Genomic DNA, 22471 nt, shown 5'->3' with positions numbered 1-22471 from the left:
TGCCATTAAGTGACAACGAATTGAAACCCATTGCGTCACCGGTATCAGGTGAACAATAAATTGGGGAACACATGGATAAGCACCTGCAAAAACCTGAGATTCACAAAGTGACAACGGTCGCGAGTTCGCGATTGTTCACCATTGAATCCGTCGATCTTACTTTCAGCAACGGCGTGCAGCGCGTCTATGAACGCATGCGCCCATCGAACCGTGAAGCCGTGCTGATTGTTCCGGTTATCGGCGAAGACCTGCTGTTGATTCACGAATATGCCGTGGGTATCGACAGCTATGAGCTGGGTTTCCCCAAGGGGTTGATTGATCCCGGAGAAAGTGTGCTTGAGGCTGCGAACCGGGAGTTGATGGAAGAGGTAGGCTATGGCGCGCAGCACTTCGATTTCCTCTCTCAACTGACTATGGCCCCTTCGTATTTCTCCAGTCGCATGAATATTGTCATTGCCAAAGGGCTGTACTCGCAAAGCCTGGAAGGGGATGAGCCGGAACCGTTGCCACAAACCCGCTGGCCCATCGCCCGCATGATGGAGCTGCTCAACGAGCCTGACTTCAACGAGGCCCGCAACATCAGCGCACTGTTCCTTGCCCGTGAATTTCTGCTGAATAACCCGCTCTAGTTTTTGCTCTTCTTAACGTCCTGAAAATTTCTCAATAAAAAAGCCGGTCTGCGAAATGTGCATGACCGGCTTTTTTGTCTTCTGGTTTTAGCGCATCAGAACAGTTCGTGCGCCTGGCCGTTGTCCATCAGGGTGGTACCCACTTCGTGAACGGCATGTTCAGTCGGTTGCGTGCCATCAATGAAATACTCAGGGCGACTTGCGCCACCGCCATCAGAAAGCTTGCCAGTCTGTTTGTCTATGGTGACCGTCACAATACCCGGTGGTGGAACTTGTTTCTCTTCAGGTACGCCCTCCAGAACGGCTTTCATGTAGTCATCCCAGGCTGGCTGAGCACTCTTCGCGCCGCCTTCCGCGCCAGAAATCTGGTCAGGAATGGCGCCTGAAGCCGTTGAGCGGCCCAGATCACGGCGATGATCGTCAAAACCAATCCACACTGAGGTCACCACATTCGGACCATAGCCAGAGAACCACGCATCTTTCGAGTTGTTGGTTGTACCGGTTTTACCGCCGATATCATGACGCTTCAGATCCTTGCCAGCACGCCAGCCGGTTCCCATCCAGCCAGGTTCGCCGAAGATGTTGGAATTCAATGCATCACTGATAAGGAACGACAGCGGGGTGCTGATCACATGTGGCGCGTACTGTTGCTCTCCATCTTGCTGCGTCTGGCCGGCAGGAACCTGCTCAAGCTGTGGCATAGGGACGCTGTTGTTGTTATTGCCTTCGCTGGAAACCGCGACGTTCTCAACGTTGTCATCAGACAGCACTGCTGATTTCTGCGAATCACCATAAATCACCGGGATGTTGCAAGTGCGGCAGGCAATTTTAGGTTTAGCTTCAAACTGAACCTGACCCGACTCATCCACGATTTTCGTGATGAAGTAAGGATCAACCAGATAACCCCCGTTAGTCAGAGTGGCATAGCCCCGGACGACCTGTAACGGCGTGAAGGATGCGGATCCTAATGCCAGCGATTCGGAGTGAACGATGTTGGCGGCCGGGAAGCCGAAGCGCAGCAGATATTCCGCCGCGTAATCGACACCCATCGCACGCATCGCACGCACCATCACGACGTTCTTCGACTCACCCAGCCCCTGACGCAGGCGGATTGGGCCGACATAGGTTGGTGGGGAGTTTTTCGGCCGCCAGTCCTGACCCGCACCGGCATCCCAACGGGTAATGGGCATGTCGTTGAGGATAGTCGCCAGCGTCAGGCCTTTGTCCATCGCGGCGGTATACAAGAACGGTTTAATGTTCGAACCGAGCTGGCGCAGCGCCTGTGTTGCACGGTTAAACTTACTTTGGTTAAAGTCAAAACCACCGACCAGCGCTTCAACTGCGCCAGTGTTCTGGTTCAGGGAGACAATCGCTGAGTTGACGTCGGGAACCTGTGCCAGCCACCAGACGTCACCTACTTTACGTGCCCAGACTTGCTGACCGGACTGCACCACGTCAGATGCTCTCTTCGGTGACGGGCCCTGGCTGTTATCAGAGCGATAAGGGCGCGCCCAGCGCATACCGCTGAACGGCAATGAAATCACCGCGCGGTTGGCCATGGTTGCCGTTGCCTGCTCAGCGTCCACCTGTGTCACAACCACCGGGAACAGCGGTCCGTAAACGGGCAGAGTTTTCAGTGACTGAACAATTTTGTTCTCATCCCAAGGTGTCTCACCCACTTTCCACATCTGATTAGACGGGCCGCGGTAGCCGTGGCGCATGTCGTAATTCAGAACGTTGGTGCGCAAGGCTTCTTGTGCTGCCAGCTGGGTTTTCTTGGTGATAGTGGTGTAGACCATATAGCCGTCGTTATAGGCGTTGTCGCCATAACGTTTCACCATCTCCTGACGCACCATTTCCGTCAGATAGGGTGCTGAGAACTCGATGTGTGGCGCATGGTAATTGGCGATCAGCGGTTCTGCACGTGCAGCGTCGTACTGCTCCTGCGTGATGTATTTCTCATCAAGCATACGGGACAGTACGGTGTTGCGACGCGCCAGCGAGCGGTCGTGGGAATAGAGCGGGTTGAACGTGGACGGTGCCTTTGGCAAGCCCGCGATCACGGCCATCTCACTGAGTGTCAGTTGGCTGACATCCTTACCAAAATAGACCTGCGCCGCTGCGCCCACGCCATAAGCGCGGTAACCGAGGTAGATCTTGTTCAGATACAACTCAAGGATCTCATCCTTAGTCATCATCTGTTCGATACGGATAGCCAGAAACGCTTCTTTGATCTTACGCGTCAGCGTGCGTTCCGGGCTCAGGAAGAAGTTACGTGCCAGCTGCTGAGTGATGGTACTGGCGCCCTGCGAAGCATGGCCAGAAACCAGTGCCACGGAAGCCGCACGGAAAATACCGATCGGGTCAACGCCGTGATGTTCATAAAAACGGCTGTCTTCGGTTGCGATGAATGCATGCACCATCTCCGGTGGGATCTGGCCGAGTTTTAACGGAATACGGCGTTTCTCGCCGTATTGGGCGATTAAATCGCCTTCAGCACTGTAAACCTGCATCGGTGTTTGCAAACGCACGTCTTTGAGCGTGGCGACATCGGGTAACTGCGGCTCGATATATTTGTACAAGCCAAATATCGAGGCTGCTCCCAGCAAAATGCAACACAGTGCAAGAATCAAAAAATACTTTACGAACTTCACCTGAGATTTCCCATTTAGTGTCAATTGGGCAGTTTATAAACAACCGCGCGGTAGTATAAAGGCAAGCCTACGACATGGATACGTACTTTTATTAACTTGACGATATGGAGATTGGGCGAAAATGCGACTACAAGCATGGCAGGTAGGCCTGGATATTCAAGCCGGTTTTGCCCGGGCGATCGCGGTTCAACGGCGTCGCCACGGTTGGCAATTACGGCACTGGTGGCACCATCCGTTACCGGCCCTCACGCTGCGCGGGGGGATTTTACATGAGAGCGCGTCGCTTTCCGCTATTTTATCTGCATGGCGCAATACCTTGCCTACCAAGATCTCGTTACGGGTTTGCCTTCCCGCCCAGCGTGTTATGCAGCATCTCCTTTCACCACCCGATGCCCGGCTCAGTGCCGCCGCACGCAGCGCTTTTATTTTAGCCAGCGCAGCCCGCCATTTCCCGCTGAGCGTTGAGCAACTGGTGATGGATTACCGGACCGATCCCTGCGGTGACAAAAATATTATTGTCACTGCAGCGAGGCAGCACGAAATTCAGCAATGGCAACACTGCCTGGCACAGTCACGACTGTTTGCCGACGTATTTGAACTCGCCCCCTGCGCGCTGCAACTTGCCGCCAGTGCCGCAGGTGTTAGTGCTGAAAAACTCTTACTGCACCGGCTGGATGACGGATGGTTGTGGGCTGCTCCCCATGGCTTACCTTTTCAATTTGGCGTATTCGACCAAGAGGAGATCGGTGATATTGCACAACTTGCACTTTATGCCCGTGAACAATACCGGGCGGTAAAACTGTGTGACGAACACTGTCTGTTCAGTAGCGTCAATACTGAGGCATTGCCGGCAGGTGTTCTCCCATGGTCGCCTTTCACCGCGATAGAGCAACTTTCACCGCCTCTTCCTGCCAACCCCGGCGCTTTTGCTCTCGCCACCGGTTTAGCCCTGCGCCCGGAGGATCGCTGATGCTACAGGTCAACCTGTTGCCATGGCGCGGCCTTCAACAGCGGCGACAACAACGCTTTTGGCTGCGGCAGACGACGTTGCTCTTCATGCTGGCGGTGGCACTCATGTCCGTCTGGATGGTGATCACCCAGCGCTCGGTGCGGGCAATGGAGAGTGACGTACAAACGCTGGCTGATAGCCAGACGCGACTTACCCGACAGCTTGAGAAAGTTCACGACGCCACGCTGCAACTGCAAGGGTTGCAACGCGCAGCCAGCCAAAGGGAGCAGCGCCGGATGAAAAGCCTCGGTTATCTGGCTCTGCTGAGGTCTATCGCCGGGAATATCCCAGACAGAGTATGGCTGACGGAAATCACTGAAGAGCCGGACGGTGATCTGCAACTGCGCGGAGAGAGTGGCGTATATCAGGCCATCATGATCTTCGCGGAGGCACTGAAAGATGACGCGTTGTTTACGGAGGTGCGGCTGCTCGACATTCAACGTCTGCCAGCCCAAAGCCTGGGTTTTGGCGTACAGGTACGGCTTAGCGGATCGCGCAACATTTTATAAAGGAGATCTCGATGAAAACTGCGTTTTCGCGGGCTTTCACGCAAATGATGGAAAGACCCGTCTGGCAGCAGTGGGGAATGCAGATATCGGGCGTGCTGACCCTGCTGGGTCTGCTCTATTTTCTCATGCTCAAAACCCCCTTACAGCAGCTGCAACAGGAACAACAACGGGCTGCCATCCTGCGGGAAAGCGTTTCTGGTCAGCAGCGTCGCCTACTGACGCAACCTTCCCTCGCGGCGTTGTTACGGCAACAGGCCACTTTTGCATCTGGGCAAACCGTAAACGTGACGCTGATGGAGAAAATCTCCGGGCCGTTGCGCCAGTCAGCCAGCACGCTGGTGCAGTGGCAGCCTGAACAACACGTCCCGGTTGGTGCGGGTGGTGTAAAAGATGAGAGAGGACGACTGACATTGCAGTCAGATTTCAAAGGGCTGCTGTCGCTAATGGGCGGCTTACTGGACGACCCTGCCGCGCCTTTTTTTAGCCAACTACAGCTCCACGCAGAAAAGTCATTTCTTAACATCACCTTCTCTTTAGCCGCAGAAAACATCACTTCTGCGGCATTCTTACCCCTTTTGGCGGCTGATGCAGTGGGGCGGGATCCCTTCTCTTCAATGTCGAATTCGGCGTGTTCAGATACCCACGATGCTTTTAGCGAGGTGATTCTTGGTGGGGTGGTAGGAGACACTGAACATCATCAGGGCTGGGTACTCTGGCCCGGTCGCGGCTGGCAAAAAGTGGCAGTGGGGTGGCGTGATGAATTATCAGGCTGGCAGGCAGTGGCCGTTGAGTCAGCACAAATTAGTTTCGACTTACAGCAGCCGCCTTGTGCTGCCAGGCAGCACACGTTGGCGTTGCATCGCTAGCGGAACACTTGTCGTTAGGCACCCTCCAGGGAAAGGAAAAAAAATGAAGTATTTTAAGAAAACAGGGCGGATTCTGGTGATGTTTACTTGCCTGTTAGTCAGCAGCGCAGGCATGTCGGCAGCGCCAGATATCGCCGCCAAACCGATCACCCTGGAGTTTCAGGAGACGCCGCTGACGGTGATTTTGCAGGCTTTGGCCGATCATCAGCAGATGAATCTGGTCACCGCGCCGGGTGTGGAAGGCAAGCTCAGCGTCAGGCTGCAGAATGTTCCATGGCAGCAGGCGATGGATATCATTCTGCAGATGGGCAAGGTGACCCGCCAGCAACAGGGCAATGTGCTGATGATCTTCCCCCAGGCCGACCCCGCAGCCCAACGGCAAAAACAGAAAGAGGAGAGCGAACGCGAGTTGCAACAGCGCCCACTGGACAGTTTGACTGTGGCGTTACAGTACGCCGACGCTACCGAAACTGCCGCCAGCCTGAATGCCCAGAAAGGCTCGCTATTGTCTGAAAAAGGACATGCCTCAGCGGATGTGCGAACCAATACGCTCTTAATCCGTGATACCCGGCAAGCGCTGGAAATTGTCACGCCCTGGCTGAAAGAGATGGATCTGCCTTTACAGCAGGTACAGCTCGCTGCACATATCGTCACCATGAACAGCGAAAGCCTGCGTGAACTTGGTGTGCGCTGGGGGTTTAATGGCGATAACCCGATCACGAAGTCGGTCAGGATGAATAATTTTAGCATGGGGTTGCCGGTGGAAAATCCGATAGTGACAGCGGGGTTTAATTTGGCGCATATCAGCGGTCGGATTTTGGATCTGGAACTGACGGCGCTGGAGCAGGAAGATCAGGTGGATATTATCGCCAGTCCGCGCCTGCTCACCGCGCACATGCAGACTGCCAGCATCAAACAGGGGACGGAAATTCCCTATCAGGTGTCGAGCGGTGCCAGCGGCAGTACGTCAATTGAATTCAAAGAAGCGGTGCTGGGGATGGAGGTGACGCCTAAAATTCAGCGCAACGGCAGCATCACACTGGCGCTGCAAATCAGCCAGAACATGCCGGGACGCACTATCAAACAGGCCGAAGGCGAAGCGCTGGCTATCGATAAACAGGAAATTAAAACGCAGGTCACCGTCAAAGATGGAGAAACTATTGTGCTCGGCGGCATTTTTCAGCGCCATAATCAGAACACGGAAAACAAAGTTCCAGTCTTCGGTGACATTCCCGTGGTGGGATCTTTATTCAAACAGCAGTCAAAAAGCATGAAGCGTCGCGAATTGGTGATTTTTATCACTCCAACCTTAATTAGCGGCCATTAATCGGGGAGTTGGCGTGACTAAAATGGCATAATAGCGTTGAGCTTATGCAACTTTTTGTGTCACGAAAGGCTTCTGAGTTTGACGCTGCGGCCGATTTAGCTTACAAGGGTTACCGAATTGAGCACCGTGATTTTTAATGACTGCTGAAACGCCGATAAAAACGTACGGTTTCCCTCCTGCGGCGCGCGATGCAATTTATTCGGTTGCCAAACTACCAAGAGTGTTGAGATAATTTTTGTCTGATCTCGCACTACCGCTCATGAGGTTTCAGTTTAGGTCCCGCCGCTAATTTGATTGGCGGGGCGGGTTATCATCAACGAATTGTCTTAGTAATACCAAAAAACATGGCAGAGAAACGCAATATCTTTCTGGTTGGGCCTATGGGTGCCGGCAAAAGCACTATTGGTCGACAGTTAGCTCAGCAACTCAATATGGAGTTTTTTGACTCTGATCACGAAATTGAGCGACGCACCGGAGCTGATGTAGGCTGGGTATTTGATTTAGAAGGCGAAGACGGATTCCGCGACCGCGAAGAAAAAGTGATCAACGAACTCACAGAAAAGCAAGGCATCGTTCTGGCGACCGGCGGGGGTTCTGTTAAATCACGTGAAACCCGTAACCGTTTGTCAGCGCGTGGCGTTGTCGTCTATCTTGAAACTACCATCGAAAAACAATTGGCGCGTACACAACGCGACAAAAAACGTCCATTATTACAGGTGAGTGCGCCCCCACGCGAAGTGCTTGAAGCACTGGCGAAAGAGCGTAATCCGCTGTATGAAGAAATTGCGGATGTGACTATCCGTACTGACGATCAAAGCGCCAAAGTAGTTGCCAACCAAATTATTAACATGTTGGAAAGTAACTGATTTTTGGCATTCTGTTATTGCCTGAGAGTGTAAGTTTAGAAGGTCACTGAGCACGAAATGGAGAGGATTACCGTAACGTTAGGGGAGCGTAGCTATCCCATTACGATTGCTGCCGGATTGTTCCACGATCCGGCTTCTTTTATGCCTGTAAAGGCGGGTGATCAGGTCATGCTGGTAACAAACCAGACTCTGGCACCTCTCTATCTGGACTCCGTTCGCTCAGTCCTGGAGCAGGCAGGCGTTCGTGTTGATCAGGTGATACTGCCTGATGGTGAACAATACAAATCCCTGACTGTTCTTAATGAGGTTTTTTCAGCGTTACTGGAAAAACCTCATGGTCGTGACACCACGCTGATTGCCTTAGGTGGCGGCGTGGTTGGCGATTTGACCGGCTTCGCTGCTGCCAGTTATCAGCGTGGGGTACGCTTTATTCAGGTGCCTACCACGCTGTTATCTCAGGTCGATTCCTCCGTTGGTGGCAAAACTGCCGTCAACCATCCGCTTGGCAAAAACATGATCGGCGCGTTCTATCAACCCGCTTCGGTTGTGGTCGATCTCGACTGCCTGCGTACTCTGCCCGCCCGTGAGATGTCTTCCGGTATGGCAGAGGTTATAAAATACGGCATTATTTTGGATGCCGACTTCTTTGTATGGCTCGAAGACAACATGGATGCCCTGCTGGCGCTGGATATGAATGCGCTGGCATATTGCATACGTCGTTGCTGCGAGCTGAAGGCTGAGGTGGTGGCTGCCGATGAACGCGAAAGCGGTATGCGTGCTTTGCTCAACCTTGGTCATACTTACGGGCACGCCATCGAAGCTGAAATGGGTTATGGCAACTGGCTGCATGGCGAAGCCGTGGCTGCGGGCATGGTGATGGCCTGTTATACCGCGCATCGTTTAGGCCAATTTAGCCTGGCCGATATTGCCCGGGTTAAAACTCTACTTCTGCGCGCCGGATTACCGGTAACCGGTCCTCAGGAAATGCCTGCCGGGGCTTATTTGCCGCATATGATGCGTGACAAAAAGGTTCTGGCCGGTGAGCTGCGTCTGGTATTACCGAAAGCGATTGGTCAGTCTGAAGTTCGCTCCGGTGTGTCACATGAAATGGTGCTGGCGTCGATTGAGGATTGCCGGTAACGCACAGTGTGTGGGTTATCTCACAGGCCTTGTCTTACCGATTAACCCTTTGCCAGCAAAGCGTTATATTTATCAGTCAGGATAGTTGCTCCGCATAAAGCCGCTTTTGCAGGCTTTTAGCCGGGTTGGAGGTTTTAGATGGATGATTTAACACCGGAAGACGATCTTAAGCCAGATACCAGCGATCGCCGTCCACCGCGCTCGCGTAAACCGGCGTCTTCTGCACCAAGACTTGCGGTCTCCCGTCAACATCTGATGATTGGTGTCGGCATTCTGGTGCTGCTGTTACTGATCGTCGGTATCGGCTCCGCTCTTAAAGCTCCAACTCAGCACGAAGCTACCCAACAAAACAACGGCCCTAAAGACATCAATCTGTCTGGCTCCGGCAATGATGCTGCCGCTCCGGCGCAGCCTTCTGCCCAGGCGCAGGGAAATACCGCGCAGGCGAGTAACAGTGCGCAGGCGAATAACGGTCAGCAGCCGCAGAACGTTGGCTTGCCACCAATATCCCCGACGCCAACCGAGGCTCAGCCACAGCCTGACAACGGTAACGCCAAAGAGCGTGTGGATCTGCCGGGCGACATGTCTGATGCCCTCTCCTCGCAGCAAGGGCAGGTTAATGCCGCCGTACAGGATGGTGTGAACGCGGGAACGCAGTCATTGACGTCTTTACCGACCTCTCCGGCCACGGTTGACGGTGCCGCGAAAGGTAAAGTGCCAGCGGCTACGCGTAATCCGCAGCAAACGGCACATACCAAACCCGCAGTAACCAAACCGGCTAAGACGCACACCACCGCGCCTGTGCAGGAGTCCAAAAAACCGGTACAGACGAAACCAGCGACAGCCGCGTCGCATTCGACGAAAGAAACCACTAAACCGGTAGCCACCACCAGCCCAGCAACGGGTACCGGCGGCGCGATTAAATCTGCACCGGGAAGCCATTTTACGCTGCAACTGAGCGGAGCTTCCCAGTCGAATACTCTGAATGCGTTTGCTAAACAGCAGGGTTTAAAAAACTACCTGGTTTATCAGACAGCACGTGATGGTAAGCCATGGTATGTACTGGTGAGCGGCAACTATGCCTCATCGGCTGAAGCGAAAAGTGCAATTTCCAGCTTGCCTGCTGACGTGCAGGCGAAAAAACCGTGGGTTAAGCCTGTACATCAAGTACAGCAAGACCTGAAAAAATGAATCTGATCTCAACGCGATTTGCTGTCTAAAAACAGGATACAATCCGCGGCTGTGAATTGTATAAGTAGCTAACTGACGGCATGAAGAAAAACCGCGCTTTTTTGAAATGGGCTGGTGGCAAATATCCGCTGGTTGATGACATCAAAAGTCATCTTCCAGCAGGAGATTGTCTGATAGAGCCTTTTGTTGGTGCGGGGTCGGTATTTCTTAATACTGATTATAAATCGTACATTCTGGCCGATATCAACAACGATCTGATAAACCTTTACGACATTGTAAAAACACGTACCGACGAATTCGTGCGTGATGCCCGCGTGTTTTTTTCCCCGGAATTCAATCAGTCAGAGCGTTTCTATGAGCTGAGAGCGGAATTTAACCAAAGCAGTGATATCTATCGCCGCTCGGTTCTTTTTCTCTATCTCAACCGCCATTGTTACAACGGCCTGTGTCGTTATAATCTCAGCGGTGCGTTTAACGTGCCGTTTGGTCGCTATAAAAAGCCCTATTTCCCTGAGACTGAACTCTACTGGTTTGCTGAAAAAGCGCAAAATGCCCTGTTTGTGTGTGAGCATTACCAGCAAACTTTGTTGAAAGCGGAGTCTGGCTCGGTGGTCTATTGCGACCCACCCTATGCGCCACTGTCGGCGACGGCGAATTTTACGGCGTATCACACCAACAGCTTCAGCATGGACGATCAACGCAACCTGGCCCGGCTGGCCTATCAGCTCTCGTCAGAAAATAACGTGCCGGTTCTGATCTCCAACCATGAAACGCCGCTGACGCTGGAGTGGTATGCACAAGCGACGTTGCACCGCGTTTCGGCGCGTCGAACCATCAGCAGCAACGCATCGCAACGCAGTAAAGTGAACGAACTTTTGGCGCTCTATCGCTGATTTGCGTAAACAAGCGCAGGCCAGCTCGTAACCCTCTTGTCTGGAGAAGCGGATGAAAAAGTTTTTGATTGCCCCGTCCATTTTATCGGCTGACTTTGCCCGTCTGGGTGAAGACACGGCCAAAGCACTGGAAGCTGGCGGAGACGTCGTACACTTTGACGTAATGGATAACCACTACGTGCCTAATCTGACGATAGGGCCGCTGGTGTGTCAGTCACTGCATAATTACCTGCAAAAAGCCGGGATTAACGCACCGATTGACGTGCACCTGATGGTGAAACCGGTCGATCGCCTGATCCCGGATTTCGCCGCTGCCGGTGCCACCTACATCTCTTTCCATCCTGAAGCCTCTGAACATCTTGATCGCACCATTCAACTGATCAGAGAGCACGGCTGTAAAGCCGGTCTGGTGTTTAACCCGGCGACGTCGCTGAGTTATCTGGATTACGTGATGGATAAACTCGACGTGATCCTGCTGATGTCGGTGAATCCAGGCTTTGGTGGTCAGTCGTTTATCCCCGGCACGCTTGATAAGCTGCGCCAGGTGCGCAAACTGATCGATGACAGCGGTTACGATATTCGTCTGGAAATTGACGGTGGCGTGAAAGCTGAAAATATTGGTGAGATCGCCGCGGCGGGCGCGGATATGTTTGTTGCCGGTTCTGCTATCTTCAACCAGCCTGATTACCGCACAGTGATTGACCATATGCGCAGCGAACTGGCGAAGGTTTCCCATGGCTGAGTCAATGCAACCGCTGGGCGTTGCCTTTGATCTCGACGGCACGCTGGTCGACAGCGCGCCGGGTCTGGCTGATGCCGTCGATATGGCGTTGAAAGAGTTCGGCCTGCCTCCGGCAGGTGTCGAGCGTATCAGCACCTGGATTGGTAACGGGGCCGATGTCATGGTCGAACGCGCCGTACGCTGGGCCGAAGGTGATATGTCGCCGGAGTTTTGCCAGCAAGTACGCGACAGATTTGACCATCACTACGCTGAAATGGCCGCTGGCGGCAGCCGCTTATATCCGCAGGTGAAAGAGACGCTGGCCGCGTTGAAAACGCAGGGCATACCGATGGGGCTTATCACCAACAAGCCGACACCGTTTGTCGCACCGTTGCTGAACTCGCTCGGTATTGAGGCGTATTTTTCAGTGGTGATCGGCGGTGATGACGTCGTGCAGAAAAAACCGCATCCGGCACCGATGTACCTGATGCTGGCGAAGCTCGGTCTGCGGGCCAGCGAACTGGTTTTTGTTGGTGATTCGCGCAATGATATTCAGGCGGCACAGGCCGCCGGTTGCCGCTCGGTCGGTTTGACGTATGGCTATAACTACGGTGAAAGCATCGCGCTGAGCAAGCCCGATCGCGTCCTTGAACATTTCGCCGACCTCTTGCCCACTTTTGGGCTGTAATCCTTAAAAGATCAGGAAGCATAAAAATGAGTAAACCCATCGTATTTAGTGGTGCACAACCGTCTGGTGAACTGACCATTGGCAACTACATGGGTGCGCTGCGTCAGTGGGTGAAGTTGCAGGACGACTACGAATGCATTTACTGCATCGTTGACCTGCACGCTATCACCGTACGTCAGGATCCTGTGCAACTGCGCAAGGCCACCCTCGACACGCTGGCGTTGTATCTGGCTTGCGGCATTGACCCGCAAAAAAGTACTATTTTTGTGCAGTCCCATGTTCCTGAACATACTCAGTTGAGCTGGGCGTTGAACTGCTACACCTATTTCGGCGAACTGGGCCGCATGACCCAGTTCAAAGATAAGTCGGCCCGCTACGAAAACTCCAATAGCGAGAATTCCAGTATCACCGCGGGTCTGTTCGATTACCCGGTACTGATGGCTGCAGATATCCTGCTTTACCAGACCAATCAGGTGCCGGTCGGTGAAGACCAGAAACAACATCTTGAGCTGAGCCGCGATATCGCCAACCGTTTCAACGCGTTGTATGGCAACGTATTTAGCGTGCCTGAACCGTTTATCCCTAAATCTGGCGCGCGCGTGATGTCGTTGCAGGAACCGACGAAGAAGATGTCCAAGTCGGACGATAACCGTAATAACGTGATCGGCCTGCTGGAAGATCCGAAATCGGTGACGAAGAAAATCAAACGCGCCATGACCGACTCCGAAGAGCCGCCGGTGGTACGTTATGATGTGGCGAATAAACCCGGCGTCTCGAACCTGCTGGATATCCTTTCCGGCGTGAATGGTAAAACTATCGCCGAGCTGGAAGCCGAGTTTGAAGGCCAGATGTACGGCCACCTGAAAGGGGCCGTAGCCGAAGCAGTAGGCGGGATGTTGACCGAGTTGCAGGCGCGTTTTAACCATTTCCGTAGCGACGAAGCATTACTGCAGCAAATTATGCGTGACGGTGCTGATAAGGCCCGCGCCCGCGCCAGCGTAACACTGAAAAAAGTCTATGAAGCTATCGGTTTTGCCACTTTGCCGTAATCGTAAATAGAGCGTAAGAAATGAAAAGGCCAGCTGATTTGCTGGCCTTTTGCTTTTGTATTTTCTAAAGGCTGGCGAACCAATTCAGTTTCTCCCGTAAGCTCACCACGCTGCCGACGATAATCAGGCTCGGACTTTGTACCTGTTTTGCCAGAGTGCCCAGTTCGGTCAGCGTTCCGGTGACCACGCGCTGCTGCTGGCTGGTGCCGTTTTCGATCAGCGCCACTGGCGTTGCTGCTGGCAGACCATTTTCCAGCAACCGGTGCTGGATTTCTCCGGCCTGCGTCAGCCCCATATAAAACACCAGCGTTTGCTGCCCCTGAGCCAGACAGGCCCAGTCGAGGTCACCGTCTTGTTTGGCATGCCCGGTGATCAGCCGCACACTCTGCGCGTGGTCACGGTGGGTCAGCGGAATGCCGCTGTAGGCCGAGCAACCTGACGCCGCCGTGATACCCGGCACGACAGAAAACGCGATGCCTGCTGCTTTCAGCGCCTCCAACTCTTCGCCGCCACGACCAAAGATAAAGGGATCACCGCCTTTAAGGCGAACGACGCGTTTACCCAGTTTGGCCTGCTCAAGCAGGATCTGGTTGATCTGCTCCTGCGGCACGCAGTGGTGGCCCGCGCGTTTGCCGACAAAAATCCGCTCGGCGTCGCGCCGTACCAGATTCAGTACTTCATCAGACACCAGCCGGTCGTATACCACCACGTCGGCCAACTGCATTTGCTGCAAACCTTTGAGCGTCAACAAACCGGCATCACCCGGACCGGCGCCGACTAAAATCACTTCACCATGATGCTCAACCGGCTCACTGAACAGCTCTTCGATATAGGCGTCACTTTGTTGCTGGTCACTGTTAGCCAGCGACTGCGCCAGACGGTGATGATTGAACAGCTTTTCCCACCAGCGGCGGCGTTCGGACATGTCGCTGAAATGCGTTTTGACCCTGGTGCGCAATTGGCCCGCCACCTGCGCCAGTTTGCCCAGATGCTGCGGCAAAATGGCTTCAAGACGTTCGCGCAGCAGCCGCGCCAGCACCGGCGCATTGCCCCCGGAGGAGACAGCAATCATCAGTGGTGAACGGTCGATAATCGACGGCATGATGAAACTGGCGCTTTCCGGCGCGTCAACCACGTTGCAGAACACCCGGCGACGCTCGGCAGCTTCGCTGACTTCCTGATTCACCAATGATGAATCTGTTGCGGCTATCACCAGCCATTTTTCATCCACCAGCAGCGGAGAGAACGGGCCTTTTAACAAGCTGACCTGACCTTCGGCGGCCCACACCTCGAACTGCGGTGTGAAGATGATAGCGTTAACTGTCAGCTTTGCTCCGGCATCAAGCAGCAGCCGTGCCTTGCGCTCAGCGACCTCCCCAGCGCCAACCAGCAGACAGGCTTTATTATGTAACTGGCAAAACAGCGGGAAGTAGTCCATTGCTCAGGCGCTCCTAAAGGTGAATGTGTACGTTGCCATCTTTTATACGGGTTTCAAACGCCGCGATGGAATGAGTGTCGTCTTCCATGCACAAACCGTCGGTCAGGCGAAAATGCTGTTTTTTCAGCGGGCTCGCGACCCACAGCTCACCCTGATGTTCGCCAATAATACCGCGCGACAGTACACTTGCCTGCGCAAACGGGTCAATATTTGACAGTGCGAAAATCTGCTCGTCGGCATACGGGCGGAACAGCGCAACCTGCTGCCCGCCTGCCAGTGCGCACACGCCGCAACCCGGCAAGATTTGGTCGATGGAACAGAGTGTCAGCCACTGGCTCATAATATCTCCTCCCCGGCGTTAACGAGGGTTACCGGAATACGTTCGTTGGGACGAGCCGGACGATGCTGTTCGCGTTCTGCCACAAACTGCACATTCGGATCGCGCTGTTCGCTGTTGATAAAGTGCGTAAAGCGGGTTTGTGCTGCCGGGTCATTCAGCGTTTCCTGCCATTCGCAAACGGCGGATTCACGCAGGCGCGCCAGTTCGGCTTCCAGCTGATCGCTCAGACCAAGTTTGTTGTCGATGATGACTTTACGCAGATAGTCGATGCCGCCTTCGAGGTTGTCCATCCAGACCGACGTGCGCTGTAGCTTATCGGCGGTGCGGATGTAGAACATCATGAAACGATCGAGATAGCGTAACAGGGTGGCGTTATCCAGATCTGCCGCCAGTAAATCGCCGTGGCGTGGTTTCATCCCACCGTTGCCGCAGACGTACAGGTTCCAGCCGTTTTCGGTGGCGATAATCCCCACGTCTTTGCCCTGTGCTTCAGAACATTCGCGGGTACAGCCGGAGACGCCAAATTTCATCTTGTGCGGGGTGCGGATACCCTTGTAGCGGTTTTCCAGGCTGATACCGAACCCAAGGCTATCGCCGACGCCGTAACGGCACCAGGTGCTGCCGACGCAGGTTTTCGCCATGCGTAGCGCTTTGGCGTAGGCCTGGCCGGTTTCGAATCCGGCGTTAATCAGTTTCTGCCAGATGGCCGGTAAATCGTCTTTCTGTGCGCCAAACATGCCGATGCGCTGCGAGCCGGTGATCTTGGTATAGAGATTGTACTCTGCGGCAATTTCGCCAATCGCCAGCAAACCCTGTGGCGTGATTTCGCCACCCGGTGAGCGCGGAATAACAGAATAAGTGCCGTCTTTTTGTATATTGGCGAGGAAAGCGTCATTGGTTTCCTGCAACGGCGTGTGCTGTGCTTTCAGCACGTAGTCATTCCAGCAGGAGGCCAGCAGCGAGCCGACGGTCGGTTTACAGATTTCGCAGCCGTAGCCTTTGCCGTATTTGTTGAGCAAGTCGTCGAACGAGCGGATGCCTTCGACGCGGATCAGGTGATACAGCTCCTGACGCGAATAGGCGAAGTGTTCACAGAGATGATGATTGACCTCAATGCCTTGCTTGCTTAGCTCGGCGTTCAGCACCTGTGTGACCAGCGGAATACAGCCGCCGCAGCCGCTACCGGCTTTGGTGGCGGATTTCAGCGCCGCCACGGTGTGGCAGCCGCCTTGCACCGCTTTAATGATGTCGCCTTTGGTGACATCGAAACACGAGCAGATTTGCGCGCTATCGGGCAGGGAGTCAGTACCCATCGCCGCGCCGCCGCCGCTGCCTGCGTGCGCGGGCAGGATCAGCGCGTCCGGGTTCTCCGGCAATTCGATATTATTCAGCACCAGCTGCAACAGATTGCCGTAATCGCTGGTGTCGCCGACTAATACCGCACCAAGCAAGGTTTTGTTGTTTTCGCTGACGATCAGGCGTTTGTACAGCGCTTTGCTTTCGTCGAGATAGACATAACTACGTGCGCCTGGCGTGCGTGCGTGGGCGTCGCCGATACCGGCTACGTCAACGCCTAAGAGTTTCAGCTTGGCGCTCATGTCCGCGCCGGTGAAGCTGTTTTGACGGCCCAGCAGATGGTCGGCGGTAACCTGCGCCATTTTGTAGCCCGGAGCAACCAGACCGAAAGTGCGCTGATTCCACGACGCACATTCGCCGATGGCATACACGTCAGGGTCGCTGGTCTGGCACTGGTCGTTGATCACGATGCCGCCGCGCGGCGCGATCTCCAGATCGCACTGGCGCGCCAGTTTGTCCTGCGGGCGGATACCGGTGGAGAAGACGATGAAATCGACTTCAAGCGAGGTGCCGTCGGCGAACACCATGGTTTTGCGTGCGCTGCTGCCGCCCTGAACGATCTCTTTGGTATTTTTTGCGGTATGAACCTGCACGCCCATGCTTTCGATTTTCTGGCGCAGTTGGTTGCCGCCCATCACATCGAGCTGTTCGGTCATCAGGCCGGGGGCGAATTCCACCACATGCGTTTCCACGCCGAGGTTTTTCAGTGCGCCTGCGGCTTCAAGGCCGAGCAGACCACCACCGACCACCGCGCCGCGTTTGCTGCGCCGGGCGCAGGCTTCAATGGCGTGCAAATCTTCGATGGTGCGGTACACAAAGCAGTCCTGACCGTCAGAACCGAGGATCGGCGGTACCCACGGGTAGGAACCGGTGGCGATAATCAGTTTGTCGTACACCACCGTACGGCCGCTGCTGGAGTGGATGACTTTCTCTTTGCGGTTCAGCGTGATGGCGCGTTCGCCGATCAGCACATTGACGTTATGCTTCTCGTAGAATCCTTCGCGCACCAGCGACAGTTCTTCAGCGGTATGGTGGGAAAAATAGGAGGAAAGGTGGACGCGGTCATAGGCCACGCGCGGTTCTTCACACAATACCGTGATATCGAACTGATCCGCCTCGGCTTTATCCAGTAAGCCTTCGATAAAGCGATGGCCGACCATGCCGTTACCAATAATCGCGAGTCTGACTTTGCTCATAATTGCCTCAATATTGATTTTCTAAGGCTAAACATAGCGCGCGCGTAGCAGGGGATATTGATGCAAATCAAGCCGATCCCAATATACCTCTTAGGTGGTATTTGACTGATTTTATTGAGTTTTTACGTAACCTTTCGATTTATAGACAGTTTCAGGCTATTGTTCTCTTATTGCATTCTCCCCACCGCCTTTCTGAAACCATGAGGTAGCGCGTGATCAAACCCCCTTTGCGTTCCATTAAAAACGTACGGATGCCTGACCGTGAAGGATTATGGCAGATCGATATTGAAGATGGTGTCGTCCGCCAGATTATCGCCCAGCCGCAAAACAACGATCGGGGTGCACACCTTCTTGACGCCGAGGGCGGGCTGGCGATACCGCCGTTTATCGAACCGCATATCCATCTCGACACCACGCAAACCGCCGGTCAGCCTGCATGGAATCAGTCCGGTACGCTGTTCGAAGGTATCGAGCGTTGGGCTGAACGCAAGGCGCTGTTGTCGCACGAAGACGTCAAACAGCGCGCCTGGCAGACGCTGAAATGGCAGATCGCCAACGGCATTCAGCATGTGCGCACCCACGTCGATGTTTCCGACCCGACGCTCACCGCGCTGAAAGCCATGCTGGAAGTGAAAGCCGAGGTTGCGCCATGGGTCGACGTGCAGATTGTGGCGTTTCCGCAGGAGGGGATTATGTCGTACCCCAACGGTGAAGCCCTGCTGGAAGAGGCGCTGAAGCGGGGGGCGGATGTGGTGGGGGCCATTCCGCATTTTGAATTTACCCGTGAATACGGCGTGGAGTCGTTGCATAAAACCTTCGCGCTGGCGAAGCAATACAACCGGTTGATCGACGTACATTGCGATGAAATCGACGACGAGCAGTCGCGTTTTGTGGAAACTGTCGCCGCGCTGGCACTGCGTGAAAACATGGGCGAGCGCGTCACTGCCAGCCATACCACCGCGATGCACTCTTACAACGGGGCGTACACCTCGCGGTTGTTCCGTCTGCTGAAAATGTCAGGCATCAACTTTGTTGCCAACCCGCTGGTGAATATTCATCTGCAAGGCCGCTTCGATACTTACCCAAAACGCCGGGGCATTACGCGGGTGAAAGAGATGCTCGACGCCGGCATTAACGTCTGTTTCGGCCATGATGACGTCTTCGACCCGTGGTATCCGCTTGGCACTGCCAATATGTTGCAGGTGCTGCACATGGGGCTGCACGTCTGTCAGCTGATGGGTTACCAGCAAATTGATGACGGCCTGAAACTGATCACCACCTACAGCGCACGCACCATGAATTTGCAGGGCTACGGCCTGGAATGTGGTCATGACGCCAGTCTGGTCATTTTGGCGGCAGAGAGCGGTTTCGACGCGGTGCGCAGGCAGACGCCGGTGCGCTATTCGATTCGTCGCGGCGTGGTGATTGCCGAAACGCAGCCCGCGCAGACGGTGATCCATCTGGATAAAACCGAGTCCGTCGATTTCAACAGCTGACAGGCTATCTTATGTGCCATTTTGGCGCAGGGTAGTGCTCAGGCAACACTTTGGTTTTGAACGACTTATTGGCGGCCCGAAGGGTGAGCAGAGCGAATCATCCTCACGTACCAGGTGTACGCTCCGGTTCCTCCGCGCTATCCGTGTCCAAACTGCCTGCAACGATTACGCCTATGATTGAGCTAATCAGCCCGGTGGCGGCGCGACCGAATCCCGGCTGACGATTTTCGGCGCGAACTGTTGGCGGGGAATTTCACCGTCCAGTGAGAGTTCGTTAAGCAGTAGACGGGTAGCGAACTGCGCCATATCGGTGATCGGGAAATGCACGCTGGTCAGCGCCGGGCGGACAAAGTCGGCGCGCTCACCGCTGTCATAGCAGATCAGCGAAATATCCTGCGGCACCCGCAGGCGGTGTTCACTGATGGCCAGCAATGCGCCAATCGCCATATCTTCGTTACAGCAGTAAATCGCTGTCGGTCTGAGCGGCTGGCGCAAGAGTGTATCTGTGTGGCGAAAGCCGCTGTCGATATTGTAATCCCCTTCCAGCGTCGCCAGCGGCGTGACCCCAGCCCGTTCCATGGCAGCGATAAACCCTTGCCAGCGCAGACGGGCGGAAAATCGCCCCAATGGGCCGCTAATGCAGGCGATGTGGCGATGCCCGGCATCAAGGAGTGTTTGGGTGGCGAGCTGACTGGCGAGAGCGTGATCAAAACTGACGCAGTGTGATTCCAGCCCCGGCACCTGCCGGTCAAGCAGTACAAACGGATTACTGTCATGCGCCAACTGCCGCAGGCGTTCATCAGTAATGTAACGGACATGCAGAATCAGGCCATCACAGCGCAGGCCAAACAGCCGCGAAATCGCCTGCTGCTCATTTTCCTCGCTGTCACGACCCTGCGTGACCACCAACTGTTTTCCCTGAGACTCGGCTTCAGTCTGGACCACGTCCATCAGCGAGCCGAAAAAGCCGCCACGATAGGACGTGGTGACCAGTCCAAGGGTATGGCTGTGACTTGACGCCAGCGCGCGGGCCGCCGGATGCGGGCTGTAACCCAGCATCGCGATGGCCCTGACCACGATTTCACGCGTGGCCGCCTTGACCTTCTGATCACCGTTGACCACCCGCGAAACGGTGGCCCGGGACACTCCGGCATAGGCGGCGACGTCTTCCAATGTCACCATACTGGCTCCTGTAGTCCCGCCAGTCAGGGGCAGGGAAAGATCATCTGAACTGAGGTAGGTACGGCGCGTTGAGCTGTAAAACCTCGTCAAAGAGTTGTTGTGCCAGTGCGGCATCGCCGACCAGCGGATTGGTCATCAGCGCCAGCAGGCCGCTTTGCCGGTCGCCATGAACGGCGCAGTCAATGGTCAGACGTTCGAAGGTTTTCACCTGATCGGCCAGCGTATGCAATACCGGTGGCAAACGGCCAAAGACCAGCGGCGTGGCACCATTGGCGTCAATAATACAGTTGGTTTCTACCACGGCGTCGTCCGGTAAGCCATGAATTGCACCATGATTTGAGGTATTTACTACCATTTGCGTGCCGAGATTATTATGGATTGAGCGGATCAGTTCCAGTGCCACCTCAGAATAGAACGAACCGCCGCGGAAACTCAGCTGTTCCGGCTTGGTGTTCAGGTGCGGATCGGCGTAGAGCGCAAACAACTCTTTCTCTACTTTCATCACTTTCTCTGCGCGGGTTCCGCCGTCGGCGGCCTGCTCCAGTTCTTCGGCCAGCATCGCGCGTGGCAGATAGAAATAGCGGTGATACGGGCAGGGAATAATGCCCAGCGCGCGCAGCAACTCCGGCTTCCACGGCTGTTCTTTGATGTTGTTCATGGTCAGGGTCGCGCCATCGCACAGCATATCCAGCGCCGTTTGCGTGACGTCTTTGCCGTTTTGCAGCACGCGGTGTACCCAAACCATATGGTTCAGACCGGCGAATTGCAGGTGGATCTCGTCATCTTTTGCGCCGAGCATTTTGGCGATCATGTGGTGCATGGTGATCGGCACATTACACAGGCCGATAATTTTGGCTTTGCTGTGGCGGGCCACGGCTTCGGTGACAATACCGGCCGGGTTGGTGAAGTTGATGATAAACGCGTCAGGCGCCAGTTCTTCCACTTTGCGGGCGATGCCCAGCAATACCGGGATGGTGCGCAGCGCTTTAGCAAAACCGCCAACGCCGGTCGTTTCCTGGCCAATCAAACCGTATTTCAAGCCCAGGCGCTCATCGGCAGCACGGGCGGGCAACTGGCCGACGCGCAGCTGCGTCAACACGAATTTTGCGCCACGGATGGCGTCATCCAGCGTAAAGTGCACACTGACATTCACATGTTCCAGACCAGCGCGCGCCAGCATACGGCGGGTGAGGTCGGCGATGATGCCCACTTTTTCGCGCCCGGCTTCCACATCCACCAGCGCCAGTTCGGTAACCGGCAGTTCGTTACTACGCTGAATTAAACCTTCGACCAGCTCCGGCGTGTAGCTGCTGCCACCGCCGATAATGGCAATTTTAAACGGCTTCATGTGTACCTCCGATAAGCTCAAGCGCTTTGTTCAGTACTTTATCGCCGCGCATGGTGCCGTAATCCATCATGTCGATCACTGCCACGGTTTTACCCAGCGGCTGGGCAATGTCAGTCAGGCGCGCCAGTTCGTAACGCACCTGTGGCCCGAGCAGCACGACATCGGCCTGGTCAATAATGGCTTCAAACTCTGCCACCGGCACGGCGCGCACGTCGACTTCAAGGCCGCGCGTCTGCGCTTCACTCAGCATTCGCTGAACCAACATACTGGTCGACATTCCTGCGGCACAACAAAGGACAATCTTCTTCATGTTTGACTCCTGCCTGTTTTAGAAAGTGTGATTCAGTAAAATTCGATGGATGAAACAGAAAATGAGAGCGCTCTCATTTTTTATATCTTAGCCTGAACACGAAGTCAAAAATTGGACAATATGCAAAAGCGCGATCCAACTCGAAATATTTGAGGTATAAACACGCGCTACTACGTAAATAAAAGTAAAGCTCTGGCGCTATGGTTAGAGCCTCTTTAGAATCAATCAGATCAGTTGTTTGTATTCTGGAGAAAGGAACCGTC

Annotated in this window: 20 protein-coding genes; 13 read left to right on the top strand and 7 right to left on the bottom strand. The window is 54.6% G+C overall.

The window, feature by feature from the left end; genetic code table 11:
• Window positions 1-71: 71 nt before the first annotated feature.
• On the top strand, window positions 72-629 hold the full coding sequence (gene nudE, locus EAH77_RS17795) for an ADP compounds hydrolase NudE (protein WP_140474156.1): 558 nt from the start codon (window positions 72-74) through the stop codon (window positions 627-629).
• A gap of 95 nt (window positions 630-724) precedes the next feature.
• Here nudE and mrcA read toward each other — a convergent pair whose 3' ends face one another.
• Window positions 725-3283 carry a peptidoglycan glycosyltransferase/peptidoglycan DD-transpeptidase MrcA gene (gene mrcA / locus EAH77_RS17790; protein WP_140474155.1) on the bottom strand — a complete coding sequence of 853 codons (2559 nt, stop codon included), beginning with the start codon at window positions 3281-3283 and terminating at the stop codon, window positions 725-727.
• Between the two features lie 121 nt (window positions 3284-3404).
• Between mrcA and pilM the strand changes: the two genes are divergently transcribed.
• From pilM to trpS, 11 genes are all read left to right on the top strand, one after another.
• Window positions 3405-4253 (top strand): pilus assembly protein PilM, encoded by an 849-nt coding sequence (gene pilM / locus EAH77_RS17785; protein WP_140474154.1) that lies wholly within the window; start codon window positions 3405-3407, stop codon window positions 4251-4253.
• The gene (locus EAH77_RS17780; protein ID WP_161985821.1) at window positions 4253-4801 is read left to right on the top strand and encodes a PilN domain-containing protein; all 549 of its coding nucleotides are present in this window, start codon (window positions 4253-4255) and stop codon (window positions 4799-4801) included. Before pilM ends, EAH77_RS17780 begins: the two co-directional genes overlap by 1 nt.
• An 11-nt stretch (window positions 4802-4812) precedes the next feature.
• Complete coding sequence (locus EAH77_RS17775) at window positions 4813-5667, top strand: hypothetical protein (protein WP_140474152.1); 855 nt, start codon at window positions 4813-4815, stop codon at window positions 5665-5667.
• 43 nt (window positions 5668-5710) lie between these two features.
• Window positions 5711-6994: a DNA uptake porin HofQ gene (hofQ, locus tag EAH77_RS17770; protein ID WP_140474151.1), complete on the top strand. Its 1284-nt coding sequence runs from the start codon at window positions 5711-5713 to the stop codon at window positions 6992-6994.
• A 344-nt stretch (window positions 6995-7338) separates the two neighbouring features.
• Complete coding sequence (gene aroK / locus EAH77_RS17765) at window positions 7339-7860, top strand: shikimate kinase AroK (protein ID WP_104923635.1); 522 nt, start codon at window positions 7339-7341, stop codon at window positions 7858-7860.
• Between the two features lie 57 nt (window positions 7861-7917).
• The gene (aroB, locus tag EAH77_RS17760) at window positions 7918-9000 is read left to right on the top strand and encodes a 3-dehydroquinate synthase (protein ID WP_140474150.1); all 1083 of its coding nucleotides are present in this window, start codon (window positions 7918-7920) and stop codon (window positions 8998-9000) included.
• A gap of 138 nt (window positions 9001-9138) precedes the next feature.
• Entirely contained in the window at window positions 9139-10191 is a 1053-nt protein-coding gene (locus EAH77_RS17755) for an SPOR domain-containing protein (protein WP_140474149.1), read from the top strand.
• An 80-nt stretch (window positions 10192-10271) separates the two neighbouring features.
• On the top strand, window positions 10272-11084 hold the full coding sequence (gene dam, locus EAH77_RS17750; RefSeq protein WP_140474148.1) for an adenine-specific DNA-methyltransferase: 813 nt from the start codon (window positions 10272-10274) through the stop codon (window positions 11082-11084).
• Between the two features lie 52 nt (window positions 11085-11136).
• Window positions 11137-11826: a ribulose-phosphate 3-epimerase gene (rpe, locus tag EAH77_RS17745; RefSeq protein WP_140474147.1), complete on the top strand. Its 690-nt coding sequence runs from the start codon at window positions 11137-11139 to the stop codon at window positions 11824-11826.
• A complete protein-coding gene (locus EAH77_RS17740; RefSeq protein ID WP_140474146.1) occupies window positions 11819-12493 on the top strand; it encodes a phosphoglycolate phosphatase in 675 nt (224 codons plus the stop codon). Before rpe ends, EAH77_RS17740 begins: the two co-directional genes overlap by 8 nt.
• A 26-nt stretch (window positions 12494-12519) precedes the next feature.
• On the top strand, window positions 12520-13542 hold the full coding sequence (gene trpS, locus EAH77_RS17735) for a tryptophan--tRNA ligase (RefSeq protein WP_140474145.1): 1023 nt from the start codon (window positions 12520-12522) through the stop codon (window positions 13540-13542).
• Between the two features lie 64 nt (window positions 13543-13606).
• On the opposite strand, the gene cysG is transcribed toward trpS, so the two are convergent.
• The 3 genes from cysG to nirB are packed head-to-tail and all read right to left on the bottom strand — an operon-like array spanning window position 13607 to window position 17872.
• The gene (cysG, locus tag EAH77_RS17730) at window positions 13607-14980 is read right to left on the bottom strand and encodes a siroheme synthase CysG (RefSeq protein ID WP_140474144.1); all 1374 of its coding nucleotides are present in this window, start codon (window positions 14978-14980) and stop codon (window positions 13607-13609) included.
• A 13-nt stretch (window positions 14981-14993) separates the two neighbouring features.
• Window positions 14994-15320, bottom strand: coding sequence for a nitrite reductase small subunit NirD (nirD, locus tag EAH77_RS17725; protein WP_140474143.1), 327 nt, complete (start codon window positions 15318-15320; stop codon window positions 14994-14996).
• Window positions 15317-17872 (bottom strand): nitrite reductase large subunit NirB, encoded by a 2556-nt coding sequence (gene nirB, locus EAH77_RS17720; RefSeq protein WP_140474142.1) that lies wholly within the window; start codon window positions 17870-17872, stop codon window positions 15317-15319. The genes nirD and nirB overlap by 4 nt, the downstream gene beginning before the upstream one ends.
• 212 nt (window positions 17873-18084) lie before the next feature.
• On the opposite strand from nirB, the gene EAH77_RS17715 reads away from it, so the two are divergent.
• The gene (locus EAH77_RS17715; protein WP_140474141.1) at window positions 18085-19368 is read left to right on the top strand and encodes a cytosine deaminase; all 1284 of its coding nucleotides are present in this window, start codon (window positions 18085-18087) and stop codon (window positions 19366-19368) included.
• Window positions 19369-19554: 186 nt separating this feature from the next.
• Here the strand turns inward: EAH77_RS17715 and EAH77_RS17710 are convergent, their stop codons facing one another.
• The 3 genes from EAH77_RS17710 to EAH77_RS17700 are packed head-to-tail and all read right to left on the bottom strand — an operon-like array spanning window position 19555 to window position 22208.
• Window positions 19555-20550 (bottom strand): LacI family DNA-binding transcriptional regulator, encoded by a 996-nt coding sequence (locus EAH77_RS17710; RefSeq protein WP_140474140.1) that lies wholly within the window; start codon window positions 20548-20550, stop codon window positions 19555-19557.
• 40 nt (window positions 20551-20590) lie between these two features.
• Window positions 20591-21898, bottom strand: a complete 1308-nt coding sequence (locus EAH77_RS17705) for a 6-phospho-beta-glucosidase (protein ID WP_140474139.1) — start codon at window positions 21896-21898, stop codon at window positions 20591-20593.
• Window positions 21885-22208: a PTS sugar transporter subunit IIB gene (locus EAH77_RS17700; protein WP_140474138.1), complete on the bottom strand. Its 324-nt coding sequence runs from the start codon at window positions 22206-22208 to the stop codon at window positions 21885-21887. The genes EAH77_RS17705 and EAH77_RS17700 overlap by 14 nt, the downstream gene beginning before the upstream one ends.
• Window positions 22209-22471: the final 263 nt, after the last annotated feature.

The sequence above is a fragment of the Ewingella americana genome, assembly GCF_006438725.1.
Lineage (GTDB): Bacteria > Pseudomonadota > Gammaproteobacteria > Enterobacterales > Enterobacteriaceae > Ewingella > Ewingella americana_A.
The sequence above is the reverse complement of the archived record's forward strand: the minus strand, read 5'-3'. Positions and strand labels throughout refer to the sequence as shown.

Coding starts and splice junctions, on each gene's coding strand:
- nudE (WP_140474156.1), top strand. CDS start 72: ATGGATAAGCACCTGCAAAAACCTGAGATTCACAAAGTGACAACGGTC.
- pilM (WP_140474154.1), top strand. CDS start 3,405: ATGCGACTACAAGCATGGCAGGTAGGCCTGGATATTCAAGCCGGTTTT.
- EAH77_RS17780 (WP_161985821.1), top strand. CDS start 4,253: ATGCTACAGGTCAACCTGTTGCCATGGCGCGGCCTTCAACAGCGGCGA.
- EAH77_RS17775 (WP_140474152.1), top strand. CDS start 4,813: ATGAAAACTGCGTTTTCGCGGGCTTTCACGCAAATGATGGAAAGACCC.
- hofQ (WP_140474151.1), top strand. CDS start 5,711: ATGAAGTATTTTAAGAAAACAGGGCGGATTCTGGTGATGTTTACTTGC.
- aroK (WP_104923635.1), top strand. CDS start 7,339: ATGGCAGAGAAACGCAATATCTTTCTGGTTGGGCCTATGGGTGCCGGC.
- aroB (WP_140474150.1), top strand. CDS start 7,918: ATGGAGAGGATTACCGTAACGTTAGGGGAGCGTAGCTATCCCATTACG.
- EAH77_RS17755 (WP_140474149.1), top strand. CDS start 9,139: ATGGATGATTTAACACCGGAAGACGATCTTAAGCCAGATACCAGCGAT.
- dam (WP_140474148.1), top strand. CDS start 10,272: ATGAAGAAAAACCGCGCTTTTTTGAAATGGGCTGGTGGCAAATATCCG.
- rpe (WP_140474147.1), top strand. CDS start 11,137: ATGAAAAAGTTTTTGATTGCCCCGTCCATTTTATCGGCTGACTTTGCC.
- EAH77_RS17740 (WP_140474146.1), top strand. CDS start 11,819: ATGGCTGAGTCAATGCAACCGCTGGGCGTTGCCTTTGATCTCGACGGC.
- trpS (WP_140474145.1), top strand. CDS start 12,520: ATGAGTAAACCCATCGTATTTAGTGGTGCACAACCGTCTGGTGAACTG.
- cysG (WP_140474144.1), bottom strand. CDS start 14,980: ATGGACTACTTCCCGCTGTTTTGCCAGTTACATAATAAAGCCTGTCTG.
- nirD (WP_140474143.1), bottom strand. CDS start 15,320: ATGAGCCAGTGGCTGACACTCTGTTCCATCGACCAAATCTTGCCGGGT.
- nirB (WP_140474142.1), bottom strand. CDS start 17,872: ATGAGCAAAGTCAGACTCGCGATTATTGGTAACGGCATGGTCGGCCAT.
- EAH77_RS17710 (WP_140474140.1), bottom strand. CDS start 20,550: ATGGTGACATTGGAAGACGTCGCCGCCTATGCCGGAGTGTCCCGGGCC.
- EAH77_RS17705 (WP_140474139.1), bottom strand. CDS start 21,898: ATGAAGCCGTTTAAAATTGCCATTATCGGCGGTGGCAGCAGCTACACG.
- EAH77_RS17700 (WP_140474138.1), bottom strand. CDS start 22,208: ATGAAGAAGATTGTCCTTTGTTGTGCCGCAGGAATGTCGACCAGTATG.